The sequence below is a fragment of the Streptomyces sp. NPDC004561 genome (genome assembly GCF_053602155.1).
On record NZ_JBSGDB010000004.1, the window covers coordinates 26995 to 41922 of the forward strand.

9 protein-coding genes are annotated in these 14928 nt (G+C 65.6%); 5 read left to right on the forward strand and 4 right to left on the reverse strand.

Annotation, left to right across the window (positions count from 1 at the left end; genetic code table 11):
• Positions 1-107 precede the first annotated feature (107 nt).
• From ACWEN3_RS01110 to ACWEN3_RS01130, 5 genes are all read left to right on the forward strand, one after another.
• Positions 108-1607 (forward strand): CYTH and CHAD domain-containing protein, encoded by a 1500-nt coding sequence (locus ACWEN3_RS01110; protein ID WP_452964034.1) that lies wholly within the window; start codon positions 108-110, stop codon positions 1605-1607.
• 70 nt (positions 1608-1677) lie between these two features.
• Positions 1678-3639, forward strand: a complete 1962-nt coding sequence (locus tag ACWEN3_RS01115) for a TIGR03960 family B12-binding radical SAM protein (protein ID WP_452964036.1) — start codon at positions 1678-1680, stop codon at positions 3637-3639.
• A gap of 392 nt (positions 3640-4031) precedes the next feature.
• On the forward strand, positions 4032-5642 hold the full coding sequence (locus tag ACWEN3_RS01120; RefSeq protein ID WP_452964038.1) for an MFS transporter: 1611 nt from the start codon (positions 4032-4034) through the stop codon (positions 5640-5642).
• 718 nt (positions 5643-6360) lie between these two features.
• Positions 6361-6891 (forward strand): hypothetical protein, encoded by a 531-nt coding sequence (locus ACWEN3_RS01125; protein ID WP_452964040.1) that lies wholly within the window; start codon positions 6361-6363, stop codon positions 6889-6891.
• A 56-nt stretch (positions 6892-6947) separates the two neighbouring features.
• Positions 6948-7808, forward strand: a complete 861-nt coding sequence (locus ACWEN3_RS01130; protein WP_452964042.1) for a hypothetical protein — start codon at positions 6948-6950, stop codon at positions 7806-7808.
• 960 nt (positions 7809-8768) lie between these two features.
• Here ACWEN3_RS01130 and ACWEN3_RS01135 read toward each other — a convergent pair.
• The 4 genes from ACWEN3_RS01135 to ACWEN3_RS01150 all read right to left on the reverse strand — a co-directional run bounded on the left by ACWEN3_RS01135 (position 8769) and on the right by ACWEN3_RS01150 (position 14251).
• Positions 8769-9722, reverse strand: coding sequence for an NADP-dependent oxidoreductase (locus tag ACWEN3_RS01135; RefSeq protein WP_452964044.1), 954 nt, complete (start codon positions 9720-9722; stop codon positions 8769-8771).
• 1582 nt (positions 9723-11304) lie between these two features.
• Positions 11305-12564, reverse strand: a complete 1260-nt coding sequence (locus ACWEN3_RS01140; RefSeq protein ID WP_452964047.1) for a radical SAM protein — start codon at positions 12562-12564, stop codon at positions 11305-11307.
• 142 nt (positions 12565-12706) lie between these two features.
• Positions 12707-13036 carry a hypothetical protein gene (locus ACWEN3_RS01145; RefSeq protein ID WP_452964050.1) on the reverse strand — a complete coding sequence of 110 codons (330 nt, stop codon included), beginning with the start codon at positions 13034-13036 and terminating at the stop codon, positions 12707-12709.
• A gap of 30 nt (positions 13037-13066) precedes the next feature.
• On the reverse strand, positions 13067-14251 hold the full coding sequence (locus ACWEN3_RS01150) for a glycosyltransferase (RefSeq protein WP_452964052.1): 1185 nt from the start codon (positions 14249-14251) through the stop codon (positions 13067-13069).
• Positions 14252-14928 lie beyond the last annotated feature (677 nt).

Genomic DNA, 14928 nt, shown 5'->3' on the forward strand with positions numbered 1-14928 from the left:
ACAAGCCACTTCACGAGGCCGTTCACAGGGTGATGGAGGGGAGTTTTCCCGCCATTCACCCGGAACGGCCTCTGCCGCTTCGGGCCGCAGCGCACTAGATTCGGTTCATGGCGGATGCGAAACGCGAGATAGAGCGCAAGTACGAATCCGACGACAGCGGGCTGCCCGACCTGACCGGAGTCGGCGCGGTGGCCGCTGTCCTCGACAAGGGCCTGGTCGAGCTGGACGCCACCTACTACGACACGGCCGACGAACGCCTGGCCGCCGCCCACCTCACCCTGCGCCGCCGCACCGGCGGATCCGACGCCGGCTGGCACCTGAAGTTCCCCGTCGCCCCCGGCGTCCGCGACGAGATCCAGGCCCCGCTCTCCGACACCGTCCCCGAGGACATCGCCGCCCTCGCCCGCTCCCGCGTCCGGAACGCCGAGCTGATCCCCCTGGTCCGCCTCCGCTCCGCCCGCGACGTCCGCCACCTGGTCGACGCCGACGGCGCCCTGCTGGCCGAGGCGAGCGTCGACACCGTCACCGCCGAGCGCCTCACCGGCAAGGGCGGGGCCGCCCAGTGGACCGAGATCGAGGTGGAACTCGCCGACGACGGCGACCCGGCCCTCCTCGACCAGGTGGAGAAACGATTGGGCAAGGCGGGCGTACGACCCTCCGCCTCGGCCTCCAAGCTGGCCCGCGCCCTGGAGCAGACCGGCGGCCCCCGCCGCAAGACGGCCAAGCCCAAGAAACCGGTCACCGCCGGCGACCACGTCCTCGCCTACCTGCGCGTCCAGCGGGACGTGCTGGTCGACCTCGACCCCGCCGTACGCCGCGACATACCCGACTCCGTGCACCGTATGCGGGTCGCCACCCGCCGCGCCCGCAGCACCCTGCGCACCTTCCGCAGCGTCCTGGACCGGACCGTCACCGACCCCCTCGGCACCGAGCTGAAGTGGCTCGCGGGCGAGCTGGGCATCGACCGCGACCAGGAAGTACTGGCCGAACGCCTGACGGCCGCCCTGGACGCCCTCCCGCCCGACCTGGTCACAGGCCGCGTCCCCGACCGCCTCGCGTCCTGGGCGCAGACCCGGCACGGCGGCGCCCACGCCCACCTCAACGGCGTCCTCGACTCGTCCCGCTACCTCACCCTCCTGGACACCCTGGACGCCCTCCTCGCCGACCCGCCCCTGCGGAAGGCGGCCGCCAAAAAACCCAAGAAGGTCCTCACCAAGGCCGTACACAAGGACCTGGCGAAGGTCACCACCCTGGTGGGGCACGCCCTGAAGACACCCCCCGGCGGGGAACGCGACCTCGCCGTCCACGAGGCCCGCAAGAAGGCCAAGCGCACCCGCTACGCGGCCGAGGCCGCCATCCCCGCCTTCGGCGCCCCCGCCCGCGCCCTCGCCACCTCCATGAAGTCCCTCACCTCCCTCCTCGGCGACCACCAGGACAGCGTCATGGCCCGCCGGACCCTCCGCGAGCTCGCCGCGGTGGCCCACGCGGCGGGCGAGAACGCCTTCACCTACGGGCTGCTCCACGGGAGGGAGGAGCAACGGGCGGCGACAGCGGAGACGGAGTTGCCGGCCCTGTGGAAGAAGATCAGGTCCCAGGTGTCCCTCTGAGCGTTCGGGGGAGCCCTTCGGCCGGGTTACGCTGAATGGTCACCCCTGTCAGCTCATGAAGGTTCGCGAGATGCCTGTCGAGTCGGTTTTCCCGCAGCTCGAAGCTCTGCTTCCCCACGTGCAGAAGCCGATCCAGTACGTCGGCGGAGAGCTCAACTCCACCGTCAAGAACTGGGACGAGTGCGACGTCCGCTGGGCGCTCATGTACCCGGACGCGTACGAGGTCGGCCTGCCCAACCAGGGCGTCATGATCCTCTACGAGGTCCTCAACGAACAGGAGGGCGTCCTCGCCGAGCGCACGTACAGCGTGTGGCCGGACCTGGAGGCGCTGATGCGCGAGCACGGCGTCCCCCAGTTCACGGTCGACACCCACCGCCCGGTGAAGTCCTTCGACGTGTTCGGCCTCAGCTTCTCCACGGAGCTGGGCTACACGAACATGCTCACCGCCCTGGACCTGGCCGGCATCCCGCTGGAGTCCAAGGACCGCACGACCGACGACCCGATCGTGCTGGCCGGCGGCCACGCGGCCTTCAACCCCGAGCCGATCGCCGACTTCATCGACGCCGCCGTGATCGGCGACGGCGAGCAGGCCGTGCTCGACATGACCCGGATCATCCGCGAGTGGAAGGCGGAGGGCCGACCCGGCGGCCGCGAGGAGGTCCTCTTCCGCCTGGCGAAGACCGGCGGGGTGTACATCCCCGCGTTCTACGACGTCGAGTACCTCCCCGACGGCCGTATCGCCCGCGTGGTCCCCAACAAGTCGGGCGTCCCGTGGCGCGTCTCCAAGCACACGGTGATGGACCTGGACGAGTGGCCCTACCCCAAGCAGCCCCTCGTGCCCCTCGCCGAGACGGTCCACGAGCGCATGTCGGTGGAGATCTTCCGCGGCTGCACGCGCGGCTGCCGCTTCTGCCAGGCCGGCATGATCACACGCCCGGTGCGTGAGCGTTCGATCACCGGCATCGGCGAGATGGTCGACAAGGGCCTGAAGGCCACGGGCTTCGAGGAGGTCGGCCTCCTCTCCCTGTCCTCCGCGGACCACTCGGAGATCGGCGACATCGCCAAGGGCCTGGCGGACCGCTACGAGGAAGACAAGATCGGCCTCTCCCTCCCCTCCACCCGCGTGGACGCCTTCAACGTCGACCTGGCCAACGAGCTGACCCGCAACGGCCGGCGCTCGGGCCTGACGTTCGCGCCCGAGGGCGGCTCGGAGCGCATGCGCAAGGTCATCAACAAGATGGTCTCGGAGGAGGACCTGATCCGTACGGTCGCCACGGCCTACGGCAACGGCTGGCGCCAGGTGAAGCTGTACTTCATGTGCGGCCTGCCGACGGAGACGGACGACGACGTCCTCCAGATCGCCGACATGGCGACCCACGTCATCCAGAAGGGCCGCGAGGTCTCGCGCTCGAACGACATCCGCTGCACGGTCTCGATCGGTGGTTTCGTCCCGAAGCCCCACACCCCCTTCCAGTGGGCGCCCCAGCTGTCGGCGGAGGAGACGGACGCCCGCCTCGAGAAGCTCCGCGACAAGATCCGCGGCGACAAGAAGTACGGCCGCTCGATCGGCTTCCGGTACCACGACGGCAAGCCGGGCATCGTCGAGGGCCTGCTCTCCCGCGGCGACCGCCGCATCGGCGCCGTGATCCGCGCGGTCTACGACGACGGCGGCCGCTTCGACGGCTGGCGCGAGCACTTCTCCTACGACCGCTGGATGGCCTGCGCCGACAAGGCCCTCGCCACCTTCGGTGTCGACGTGGACTGGTACACCACCCGCGAGCGCACCTACGAGGAGGTCCTCCCCTGGGACCACCTCGACTCCGGCCTCGACAAGGACTGGCTCTGGGAGGACTGGCAGGACGCCCTCGACGAAACAGAGGTCGAGGACTGCCGCTGGACCCCGTGCTTCGATTGCGGCGTCTGCCCGCAGATGGATACGGCCATACAAATCGGCCCGACCGGCAAGAAGCTCCTGCCCCTGACGGTCAAGAACACTGGTTCGACACCGGCTTCGAGTGGTCATACGCACTGAGGTGGGCAAGGCACTCGATCCGGTGATGGAGGCGCTGGCGGGGTGGAGCGAGGACGAGGTGGCTGCGGCGCTGTTGGCGATCGACACCGTGGGTTCTCGTCCGTCGGCGCCGTCAGCGTCCACTCGGACGCCGCTGCCGCCCCCTGGAAGCGCTCCGCACATCGCCTCCGAAGTGGAGTGGGTTTGAGGCCCGGCCAAGCCGGTCCCCGGGGGCCGCTCCGGCCCCGCCCCTCTTCAGTCGGGCCTCTGCCCCGCTTGCTGCCCGGCGCGATGGACTGGAAGTGACCGCAGTGCTCCTCCTGGACCAGTTGACCGGCCTGATGCCCGCCAAGCGGTTGATCCGTGTGGCGTGGTCGAAGGTCGGTCCCCCGGGAGGCTGAGATGCTGCGCGCATGACTCCCGGAACTGGCATTGCCGAGAGTTCGGCGAGGGCGCGGCTCGTCCTTCTGACGCTCGCTGCCGGTCAGTTTCTGATGGCGCTCGACAGCTCTGTCATGAATGTCTCGATCGCGGCGGTGGCCGCTGATGTCGGCACGACGGTGACCGGGATCCAGGGCGCCATCACGGCGTACACGCTCGTAATGGCGATGTTCATGATCCCCGGCGGCAAGGTCGGTGCGCTGATCGGCCGAAGGCGCGCGTTCATGATCGGCTGCTGTATCTACGGGTGCGGCTCCCTCACCACGGCGCTCGCACCGAATCTCCCCGTGCTGCTGGTCGGCTGGTCACTCCTGGAGGGCCTCGGGGCGGTGCTCATCCTGCCTGCGGTCGTGGCGCTCGTGGCCGGCAACTTCGTCGCCGAACGACGTGCCGCCGCTTACGGACTCGTCGCGGCCGCGGGTGCCGTGGCGATCGCACTCGGACCGCTCATCGGAGGTTTCGCAGCGACGTACCTTTCCTGGCGATGGGTGTTCGCCGGTGAGGTCCTGGTAGTGATCGGCATCCTGTTGCTCGCTCGCCATCTCGCTGACGTGCCGAACGACAAGCGTCCACACATCGATCTCGTCGGCACCGTGCTGTCCGCGCTCGGGCTCGGCACCTTCGTCTACGGGGTGCTGCGCTCCGACGAATGGGGCTGGTTCCGGCCGAAGCCCGATGCCCCGTCGTGGCTCGGAATCTCGCTGGTCGTGTGGCTGATGCTGACGGGCGTGCTTTTGATCTGGCTCTTCGTCGCGTGGGAGGCCCGCCTCGTCGAGCAGCGCCGGGAGCCGCTCATCGATCCGGCCCTGCTGCACAACAAGCAGCTCACCGGCGGCTTGACCATGTTCTTCTTCCAGTACCTCGTCATGATGGGCGTGTTCTTCGTCGTACCGCTCTATCTGTCCGTCGCTCTGGGCCTGTCCGCGCTCGCGACCGGCGCGCGACTACTGCCTCTGTCGCTGACTTTGGTGGCAGCCGCCACTCTCATCCCACGTCTCCTCCCGGACATCTCACCGAGGCGGGTGGTTCGGCTCGGGATCGTCGCGATGTTCGCCGGCGCGGTGATACTCATGGCTGCCCTCGACACGGGTGCCGGCGCGGAGATCGTCACTGTCCCCCTCCTGCTCATCGGGGCCGGCATGGGACTGCTGGCGTCCCAGCTCGGCTCCGTCACCGTCTCCGCGGTGCCGGACGAACAGAGTGCGGAAGTCGGCGGCGTGCAGAACGCCGTCACCAACCTCGGCGCCTCCATCGGTACGGCACTGGCGGGATCGATCCTGCTCGCCGTACTCACCTCCTCCTTCTTGACCAACGTCGAGCAGAATCCGGCCGTTCCGGCCAGGGTGACGAACGAGGCGGTGATCAAACTTCAGAGTGGTGCGACGTTTCTGTCGGACGCCCAGCTCAAGACCGCTCTCGATGAAGCGGGCACGAATCAAAAGGTGACCCAGGCCGCATTGGAGGCCAACGCCGACGCCCGGTTGGACGGCCTTCGCGCAGCGCTCGCGATCCTCGCGTTCGCCTCTGTCCTGGCGATGTATTTCACATCGAGGCTCCCCACTGCTCAGCCCCGCTCGGTGTGACCCGGCACATCCGACACATCATCGAGGGCGGGTGGATCGCTGCCTCCCCCGCACTGCCGCTGGGGAGACCTGCACCGGCTGCCCCTTCCGCCGCATGGAACCGGCAATCTGCATACACCCGAGGCCTTTGGAACTCACGCTGCACCGATGGGCGAACTGGCTTGCGCGCACGGCACCATCGTTACGCGCCTCACCGCAGCACACACGCATCGCCGACGCCTTGCGCGTGATCTTCTTGCGCCAGGGATGGCCCAAGGTAAACCTGACCGAATGAGATCCGTCGCACGCGGGGGCTCGCTCGGAGCCGCTGCGGTTGTAGACGGATGCCTGCCCGCAGATGGATACGGCCATACAAATCGGCCCGACCGGCAAGAAGTTGCTGCCTCTGACGGTCAAGAACGCTGGTCCTAAGCCCGCTTCGAGTGGTCACACGCACTGAGGTGAGCGAGGCACTCGATCGGGTGATTGAGGCGCTGGCGGGGGTGAGCGAGGACGAGGTGGCGGCTGCACTGGCTGCGTTCGGCGCCTCGCCCCCTCGCCCGTCTGCGTCGTTGGCGCCCTCCCGAACTCCGCTGCCGAGCCCAAGGAGCGCCTCGCGGATCGTCTCCGAGGTGGAGTGGGTCTGAGGTATCGGCGCCACGAGGCGGACCGCCCACGACCGCACACGCCATTGGATACCCGCCCCACAGCAGGTGGAACGAAGCAACCTCTACCGGGCTTGACCGGTACCAACAGCGTCGTCGGCTCCGATAGCCGACCCGCTTTCCTGCTGCACCAGCATCTGTCGAGTGCCGGCAAGCATGCTCAGTCGCACAGCCAGGCGGCTGCGAAGAGCCTGGGGAACGATGGCTTCGACATGGGCGCTGCGCTGGCAGAGGCCGACGGGGGCTGGCAAGCGCAGTTGCAGGTGCTGGTCGACGCTTGCGCTCAGATCTCCAACCATCTGGACTACTCGGTGAAGTCGTCGCGGCGGGACGACGACTTCATCGCGACGCGGATCAGCGCCTCCAGGATCTCTCAGTATCTGGACGTGCCACCGCCGACTTCAGATGACGTGGTGCCTCAGACGCCGAAGGCGGAAGGTCCCATCATGGGACGGCCGGCCAGAGTACGCGGAAGGGAGGGCCTCTCAAGTGGACCGGGGCCGTCCGGATACCACGGCGACGACGCCGTGAACAACAGGGGGAGCGGTGCCGACCTTCGAAGAACTTCTTCACGTCAATCTCTCGTCGTTGCAGTCGGCAGCTGACGACTGGGCTGCCACGGCGGCCTTGCTGAAGAAAGTAGCCAAAGAGGCTGGGGGGCATGCGCAGTCTGGCCCAGGGCACCGAGTGGAAGGGCGAGAATGCCACCGTCACCAAGGCATTCGTCGTCCGGGTGTGTGATGAGTTCACCGACGCCGTCACTGAGGCAGAGTCCATCGGAAACCTGCTGAGTTCCGCCCACGACAAGATCAAGGCGGCCAGGGACGACCTGAAGAGTCTTTGTGGGAACCCGCCTGAGGGCATTACGATCCACGCCGACGGCTCGCTGACGCGCAGCCCACAGCCTCCTCGCATGTCGCACGGCGATCCAGAGATCGTGGTGACGCAGGGCGACCTCGATGCCGTGCAGCGTCGCATTGATGCCATCCTCGGTCGGGCTGCGGAAGCGGACTCGACCTGCTCTTGGGGCCTGCGGCAACTCGCCAAGAACAGGCATGAGTTCGGAAGCACTTACTACGGCTCCCTCAAGGATGCGAAAACCGACGCCCGTATGGAGCTGCAGAACACGACGGACTCAGAGGAGTACACGCCGCCCGCGAAATGGGGTAGCGGAACCATCAAGCTCATTGCCGAGTTCCTCAGCTACCGCTCCTGGATGGACGGTGGCGAGGCGCTTCTGCACGGAGACATCAACGGTGCGATTCAGGGCCTGATCGGCGGCGCTCCGTCCGCGGCGGGCGGCGAGGCCAGCAAGCACCTCTCGAAGGGAGCGCTCCTGAGCGATGTGCGCGGCAAACACCATCGCCCCACGTTTATTAATACGATCGGCAAGGTCGGAGAGAAGATATTCGGGGTGCCGGTCGCTGTGATCGCGACCGGGATCGACTTCTACTACACGCCCAAGGCGCCGGGCGACACACATGTGGATGCCCCGGGCGAACCGGGAAAGGTGAGGTACTGATGACGCACTCTGCCGGCCCACCCACGTTGGGGCGCCGCCGCCCAGACCTGCGGCACTGGTTGAGGCCCCAGAGTTCCCGGTCGGTTGTCCTGGGTATGTGCATGTCTGTCGGTGGCCTCGCTGGTGGGGTGCGTTCTGCGATGGACGGGAAGGGGATCTGGACGATCCTCGGCATCTTCGGCGTGGGCGTCCTTGGCGTGCTCATTGTCGTGGGCTATTTCGTCAACCAGGGGGACCGCTGAGAGCACCTGGCCGTGTGCTCTGCTTGCCTTTCTGGGCCCTGCCTCAACTGCGCGATCCGTCCGCAGATGGACACGGCCATACAAATCGGCCCGACCGGCAAGAAGTTGCTGCCTCTGACGGTCAAGAACGCAGGTCCGACGTCGGCTTCGAGTGGTCACACGCACTGAGGTGAGCGATGCACTCGATCGGGTGGTTGAGGCGCTGGCGGGGGTGAGTGAGGAGGAGGTGGCTGCGGCGTTGGCTGCGGCCGGTGCTTCGAGTTCTCGTCTGTCGGCGCCGCCGGCTTCGTCCTGGACTCCGCTGCCGGGCCCTGGAAGCGCTCCACACATCGTCTCCGAGGTGGAGTGGGTCTGAGGTCGTCCCAGGCCTGTCCGCGACCGCGCAGCCCCGCGAGCCCCCTTTCCTGACTGGAAAGGGGGCTCATTGGTGTTCGATGGCGCGTGATTTCGTGAGCCGGCCCCTGGGGCGGCAGCGAGCTACGGCCCTGAGCCGAGACCTGGACATGCAAGGTTGCGGTCAGAACGATGCCTCCGGCGGGGGATCGGCCGGCACCGGGATGGAGGGGGCGCCGTTTCCGGCTGCGGGTCCGTAGGGGTGTGCGCGGGATGCGAGCGAGCTGAGGGAAGTCCTGGGTTGTGGACGCAGGTTGCGGTGTCGGCCCGAGAGACGAAAGCCACTCCACGGCGCCACGGTGTATGCCTGCGGGGCCGCGGTCGGCTATCCGTCCGCGACGTGAATGACGATCTTGCCGCGCCGGTGCTCCTTCTCGAGCGCCTCGTACGCGGCGCGGGTCTGCTCGAGGGGAACGAACCGGTCGATCTGCGGGCTCAGCCGTCCGCTCGTGATCAGCTCGCTGATCGAGTCGAGTCCGTCGCGGTCCGGCTCGACGACGAAGAACACTCCGCGTGTGGCAGGGTCCTGGGCCGCGCCGGGGTCGGGGGGCGCGACGATGCTGACAAGGACGCCGCCCGGCCGCAGAACGCCCCAGGAGCGGGTCTGGGTGTCGCCGCCCACCGTGTCGAACACGACGTCCACGTCGGCCACCTGGTCGTCGAACCTGCCGCTCGCGTAGTCGATGACGTTGTGGGCGCCGAGGCCAGCGACGAACTCGGTGTCGCGGGCCGAGGCGGTCGCGGTGACCGTCGCGCCCAGGGCGGCGGCGATCTGTACGGCGAACGAGCCGACGCCTCCGGCGCCGCCATGGACGAGGACATGCTGGCCGGGCTCCAGGTGGGCCTGGCCGACCAGTCCCTGCCATGCCGTGAGCGCCGCCAGGGGGACGGCCGCCGCGCTCTGGTGGTCCAGCCCCTCCGGCTTGGCGGCGAGGACCCCGGCCGGCACGGCGACGTACTCGGCGGCGGCTCCGTCACGCAGAAACGGGATGAGTCCGTACACCTCGGCACCCACGGCGGGAGTCGTGACACCGGCCCCCTGCTCGACCACGACGCCGGACACCTTGTGCGCGGGAATGACGGGCGTCCGGTCCCGCCCGGATCCGTCGAAGCTGTCGGTCCAGGTGGCTTCCCAAGCGAGTTCTCCGGTGGTGATGGAGGCGGCCCGTACCGCGACGACGACGTCGCCGGAGCCGGGCTCGGGACGCGGTGCGGTCTCGTAGACCAGCTGTTCGGGGCCCCCGCGCCGGTGTCCGCGGACTGCGCGCATCGTGTTCATGAGGCAGTCACTCCTGGTGATGGGCGCTGCCGTGCCGGTGGCCGGGCCGTCGGGTCCAGCATCACAGGTACGGCCGGTGCCGAGCATCGCCCATTCAAGGGATCTTCGCCGCCGCACTCTGCCGGTCGGGGTGCTGCCGAGTTGTCCCGTCGGCGGAGACGTCCCCGTTCGATCGCCGGCAGTTCAACGCGAGACGCAGGGCATGAGCGACGACCGAGCCGAACTCCTAAGGCGGTGGTCGGCGCGGCAGCCGCGTACAGCAGCCCGCTTCCGGGGGCCTGTGTGAGTTGTGGATGACTCCCTGTCCCGCCATGGACACGCAGATCCAGGTCGGCCCGACCGGTAAGAAACTGCTGCCTCTGACGGTCAAGAACGCGGGTCCGACGCCGGCTTCGAGTGGTCACGCGCACTGAGGTGAGCTAGGGGCTCGATCGGGTGGTTGTGGCGCTGGCGGGGGTGAACGAGGAGGAAGTGGCGGCTGCGCTGGCTGCGCTGGCTGCGGTCGGCGTTTCGGTCCCTCGCCCGTCGGCGCCGCCGGTGTCCTCCCGGACGCCGCTGCCGGGCCCTGGAGGCACCCGGAGATCGTCTCTGAGGTGGAGTGAGTCTGAGGGCCCTGTGCAGGCTGTATGCCACTGCATGAGCCGTTGAGCCCTCTTCCTGCTTGGGAAGGGACTCAACGGCTTTTTGGGCCCTCCGCTGCCGGATCCACGTACAACCTGCAAGAATTTGCTCGCCATCCTCCGGCGCCCTTCGAAGGGGATGCTGTGTCGCGTTTGCGACGACTCAGACAGCCTCCTCTATCCGTCCCTGGGGCGTCCCTGGGGGTGTTCGTCGTGCTTCTTTGCCTGGAGGGGTGCGCTACTAGCGCGCCAAGGCCGACGGTGACCCGCACGGTAACAGTGACCCCAACGGTGGTCGTGAAGAGCGCCTCGGTCCAACCCTCTGCGAGCGCAACCCCGACCCGTGCAACCTCCGCACCCCCGTTCACCACCCGTGGTTGCCACCAGTGCCGTCAAGGCGCCCCAGGGAGACGTGGCTCTCGCGGAGTGGCACGACGAAGGTGCCAGTAATACGTGTGTCTCCGACTCAACTCGCTATGAAAACCGATCGGATACTGCGGTCAACACCATCACCCAGAGTTTCCAGACTCTCTACACGCCTAGGCATGAGGACGGCGAGTACCCGCGCCAGCAAGCAGAATCCTCCGCCTCCCGACGGTACCGACGGTTTCATGAGTGAGATTGGGGCGCAGCCGAAGCAGTACTCCTGGACATCAACAGCGGCGGGTGGGCCGGAAGAGAGCGGCCCTCAGCGGTCATCACACCCTCATTCGTCTCCGTTTGCGGCCGTTCATGCGAGCCTCGGCAACCCCGTGGAAATGGTGGCCAGCCCTCCATGAACGCAGGTGAACGCACCTGCACACGGTCCTGTGGAGCGCCAACAGACTTGGCCCGTTGAGGTCTGACCCAACGCCTGACACAAACAACCCCGGACGAGCGCGGGCCACGACGGTCACTGGACCGTCTCGCCACCGGCGAGCACCTGCAGCGATCACGATCTACGGCTGGAGTACTACAGGAGCTCAGGAGCGGTTCTCTGCGGCCTCCATCGACCGAGTTAGCCGCGTGATGCTGGTCAGCCCGGCGAGTTGCTTGCCTTCTGCGAAGTCGACGAACCTGCTCACCTGCTCTTGGAAGGTATGGCGGAACGTTCCACAGCGGTTCTCGTACAGAAGATCATCGAAGGCGTGGTGGGCGCACCCACCCATGCACACCGGGAGAGCGATGCATCCCCGGCACTCCTGGTTTTGGAAGGGGTTGTAGGCGAGCCATTTGGCAAGTCGACCATTGGGGTTGGCGTAGTCACGGATGTCGCCGATTACCTCGTTCTTGTCACCAACCGAGTCCCAGCACTTGTACAGTTCGCCTCTGCTGCCCACCACAAGCTCGTTCGCCCTTACGGCGGTACAGGGCGCGCCCGCCGGCGAGGGTAGGCCCGGTGCAGACAGGCCGTACCGCGCCGCTAGGTCCAGGAAGCGCCGCTCCTCGCGTGCGAACTCTGCGTTAGAGAGGCACCCACGGTAGCTCGCGGAGGGTGCGCGCACGTTCTGCTGTACGCCGACGATCTGTCCCGGATAGACGCTTAGCTTCCCGCTAAAACCCTCGTCTGCGAGCACCTTGAAGAGCTCCTCCACCTTGGAGGCGTTACCGCTGTCGATGTTGACCCGCACTGCGATGTCGAGATGGTCGACCGCCGTGCGCAAGTTGGCGAGAATGGTATGAAAACTCCCCTTTCCGCTATTGAGGGGACGCATCCGGTCGTGTACATCTGGTGGGCCGTCAATGCCAACCTGCACATTGGAGACGCGCCGGTCCGCCAACTCCTGGCAGGTTTCCTCGTCCAACAGATACCCATTGGTCACGATACTGGCGCCATAGTGCACCCCTGCTGCGTCACAGCGGTCGATGAACGCGTCCGACAGCTGAAGAAGCGATCTCTTTCCCAGGAGGGGCTCGCCACCGAACCATGTGACTTGGAAGGACTTGATGTGCGGAAGCTGCGCGTTTAGGACTCCCAGGATTTGTTCCTGCACATCTTCGTGGAGTAGTGATGGATATTTCTCCTCGAAGCAGTAGGGACATGAGAAGTTGCATCCGAGGCTGGTCACCACGGTGAGTGCGAAATGCGCGCTATTATTCCTGCTGGCGTGATAGCGATTTTCTAGACCCTGCAGTTCATCGGCATCGTCGCGTACGACCATGAGGCCCGCGATCAGATTGGCCAGAAGGCTCGGCGGACAGTCGGCTTCGGTATCGCCGGCCATGAAAGAGCGGTACGCCATGCATTGCTCCGCCGGGATGCGTAGGAGGGCGCCGCTGCGGGCGTTAAAAACGTACGCGGCATCAGGTCGCTCCACCCAAACGTTGTAGCGGGACTCTCGCACTATGGCCTCATCTGATGGTTGGATCCGGCATGGAAAGGGATTACTCCGGCAACGATTTTTTGAATGTCGTACAGCTTTCGAGCTTGGGGCAGCCACCACCGCCGTGGTTGAACGTGTTGCAACTCTTGAGTTCCGGGCACGAGCTATCGAATAGACTGTCTACGGCCCCTTCTCCCAGCTCGGATTCCTGAACGCGGGTCATGAGCTGCTGCAACAGCTCCAACATGTCGGGGGTGACATGTTCGGACTTTGTGAAGCTGGCGAGTTCGATGCTGGTCCCGTTCGGCATGGTTGGCCGAACCACCCAGTCGCGATCGGCCGGTCCGTTCTCCTTGGGGTGCCCGTCCGTATCCGTCTTCGTTTCTTCCATCGTTTTCCTCTCTCTGCTGTCCTTGCGAGGTTATCTTTCTTCAGTGAGGGACTCCAGGAGGTCAGCCGCGAGACGGTGCCCATCCATTTTTGATAGACGGGATTGGATCTGTTTGGCTGAGGTCCGGAATCGGGGTTTTTCGCCGATTTCATGGAGGGCCGCTTCGATCGATTCGGAAGTGACACCTCCAGGGTCAAGAGTCAAGGCTGCTCCCATGCGTTCACACATGGCAGCCACCTCCAACTGTTCACCGCCGCCTGGAAGGAGGAGGAGTGGTAAACCATGGGACAGGGCTCCTAGGACAGCGGTGGTGTTGGCCGCGCTGATGACCAATGTCGCGTGGGGGAGAACCTGGTTCTGGGGGATGTGAGGCCGGACGAAGAAATTGCAGGGTGGGGGGTTGATCGGCTTCCCGCCCATTCTTCCGATCGAGGCCACGACGCGAATGTCCGCGTTACCGAGGCACTCGGCCAGGGCATTCCAGAAGTTTCCTAGATCGAACAGACGGCCGTGCTGCACATAGATGACAGGGCCAGATTCTCGCGTGACTTCCAACCACTCTGACAGTTCGTCGTCAGACTCCCCGGGTTCCCACACACAAGACCCAACAAAGTGCACTCCTGGGGGCAGGTCCGTGGCTCCGAGTTCCAACTCCGGAACTGACTGGAGTAGAAACTTATCACCAAGCAGAAAATCGGCAGCCTGACGCGAAGAAAGGGGCGGCATGTGGAGAAAGTCTCGGGCCTCATGCATCTTCTCGGACATCGACTGCAGCCGCCAAGCGGCCCGCTCTTCGGCCTCATTCATTTTTCCGTTACTTTGCCCCTTCTCCCTCCTGGGCTTGGGCAGCAGATACGTGGCGAATCCAAGGATTGCCACCGGAAGATCAAGAACCTCACCGATGAGAATGGGTCCATAACTGAGTTGGCCGCACATGAGGACATCGGGTCCGAATTCCGAGACGGCATGCAGGACATGACCGGCTTGCAGGGCGATGCTCGTGGGCTCCCACCACGTCTCGAGATGGAAAGAATCGCCGTCGTGAGGGCCTCGGGGAATTCGTGGAATACCCTCCCGGCGGAGGAGGTCGTTGAACCGGGTTCCGGTCGCGAACGCGACGCTGTGGCCCCGACGAGCCAGTTCGAGTGAGATGCCGATCATCGGGAAGACGTGGCCAGGCGATGCCAGCGGGCAGAATAGGAAACGGGAGGCCACAGGAACGGTCCTTCCGGATCAGAATCACTGATACTTCTTGTTGGTCCCGCAGAAATGCAGGTTTGGACATTGCTCGCCGTCATTGTGGTACGTGCCACAGTCTTTGAGGACTGGACACGCTACACCCGCCCACGGCATAGATCCTAGACTTTGATTTTGCGGGCCCCGCTGGTCCTGTTCCTCCGCCTGGGCCATGAAGTCGTTGAGGAAATTCATTACCTCCGGTGTCAGGCGGCCTGCCCGAACAGAGCTGGTCGACCGCAGTCCCGCGTCCGCAGACACGCGAGGAGGCAGCAGCCAGTCCGCAGAATCTGACCCGGGAACCTCGAGATCCACGGAACTCTTTTCTTCATCCATGAATTGCTCGTCTTCTCCTGGCGAGAAAGCTATCGCGTCTAAAGCTACATATACTTTTTGAAAGTAACGCAGAAATTTAGTTTCGGACAGCCGCCACCACCGTGATCAAATGCGTGACAGCTGTCGAGGTTCGGGCATTGGGGTGCGACCGCATTTCGCCCAATTTCCACTTCTTGGTCCTGTACCTGATGCATGAGGGCGGTAAGATAATTTAGCATTTCGGATGTCGGGCGACCAGATCGAGCGAATCCGGAGATGCGGAAAGTCGTCCCCTGTGACAGGGTGGGGGGAATAACCCAGTTCTGAGATAGCAGCCCGGA

Bases quoted from the DNA above. Each gene is read 5' to 3' on its own strand.
- ACWEN3_RS01120 (WP_452964038.1), top strand. From the start codon at position 4,032: ATGACTCCCGGAACTGGCATTGCCGAGAGTTCGGCGAGGGCGCGGCTC.
- ACWEN3_RS01135 (WP_452964044.1), bottom strand. From the start codon at position 9,722: ATGAACACGATGCGCGCAGTCCGCGGACACCGGCGCGGGGGCCCCGAA.
- ACWEN3_RS01130 (WP_452964042.1), top strand. From the start codon at position 6,948: ATGCGCAGTCTGGCCCAGGGCACCGAGTGGAAGGGCGAGAATGCCACC.
- ACWEN3_RS01140 (WP_452964047.1), bottom strand. From the start codon at position 12,564: ATGGCGTACCGCTCTTTCATGGCCGGCGATACCGAAGCCGACTGTCCG.
- ACWEN3_RS01110 (WP_452964034.1), top strand. From the start codon at position 108: ATGGCGGATGCGAAACGCGAGATAGAGCGCAAGTACGAATCCGACGAC.
- ACWEN3_RS01145 (WP_452964050.1), bottom strand. From the start codon at position 13,036: ATGGAAGAAACGAAGACGGATACGGACGGGCACCCCAAGGAGAACGGA.
- ACWEN3_RS01115 (WP_452964036.1), top strand. From the start codon at position 1,678: ATGCCTGTCGAGTCGGTTTTCCCGCAGCTCGAAGCTCTGCTTCCCCAC.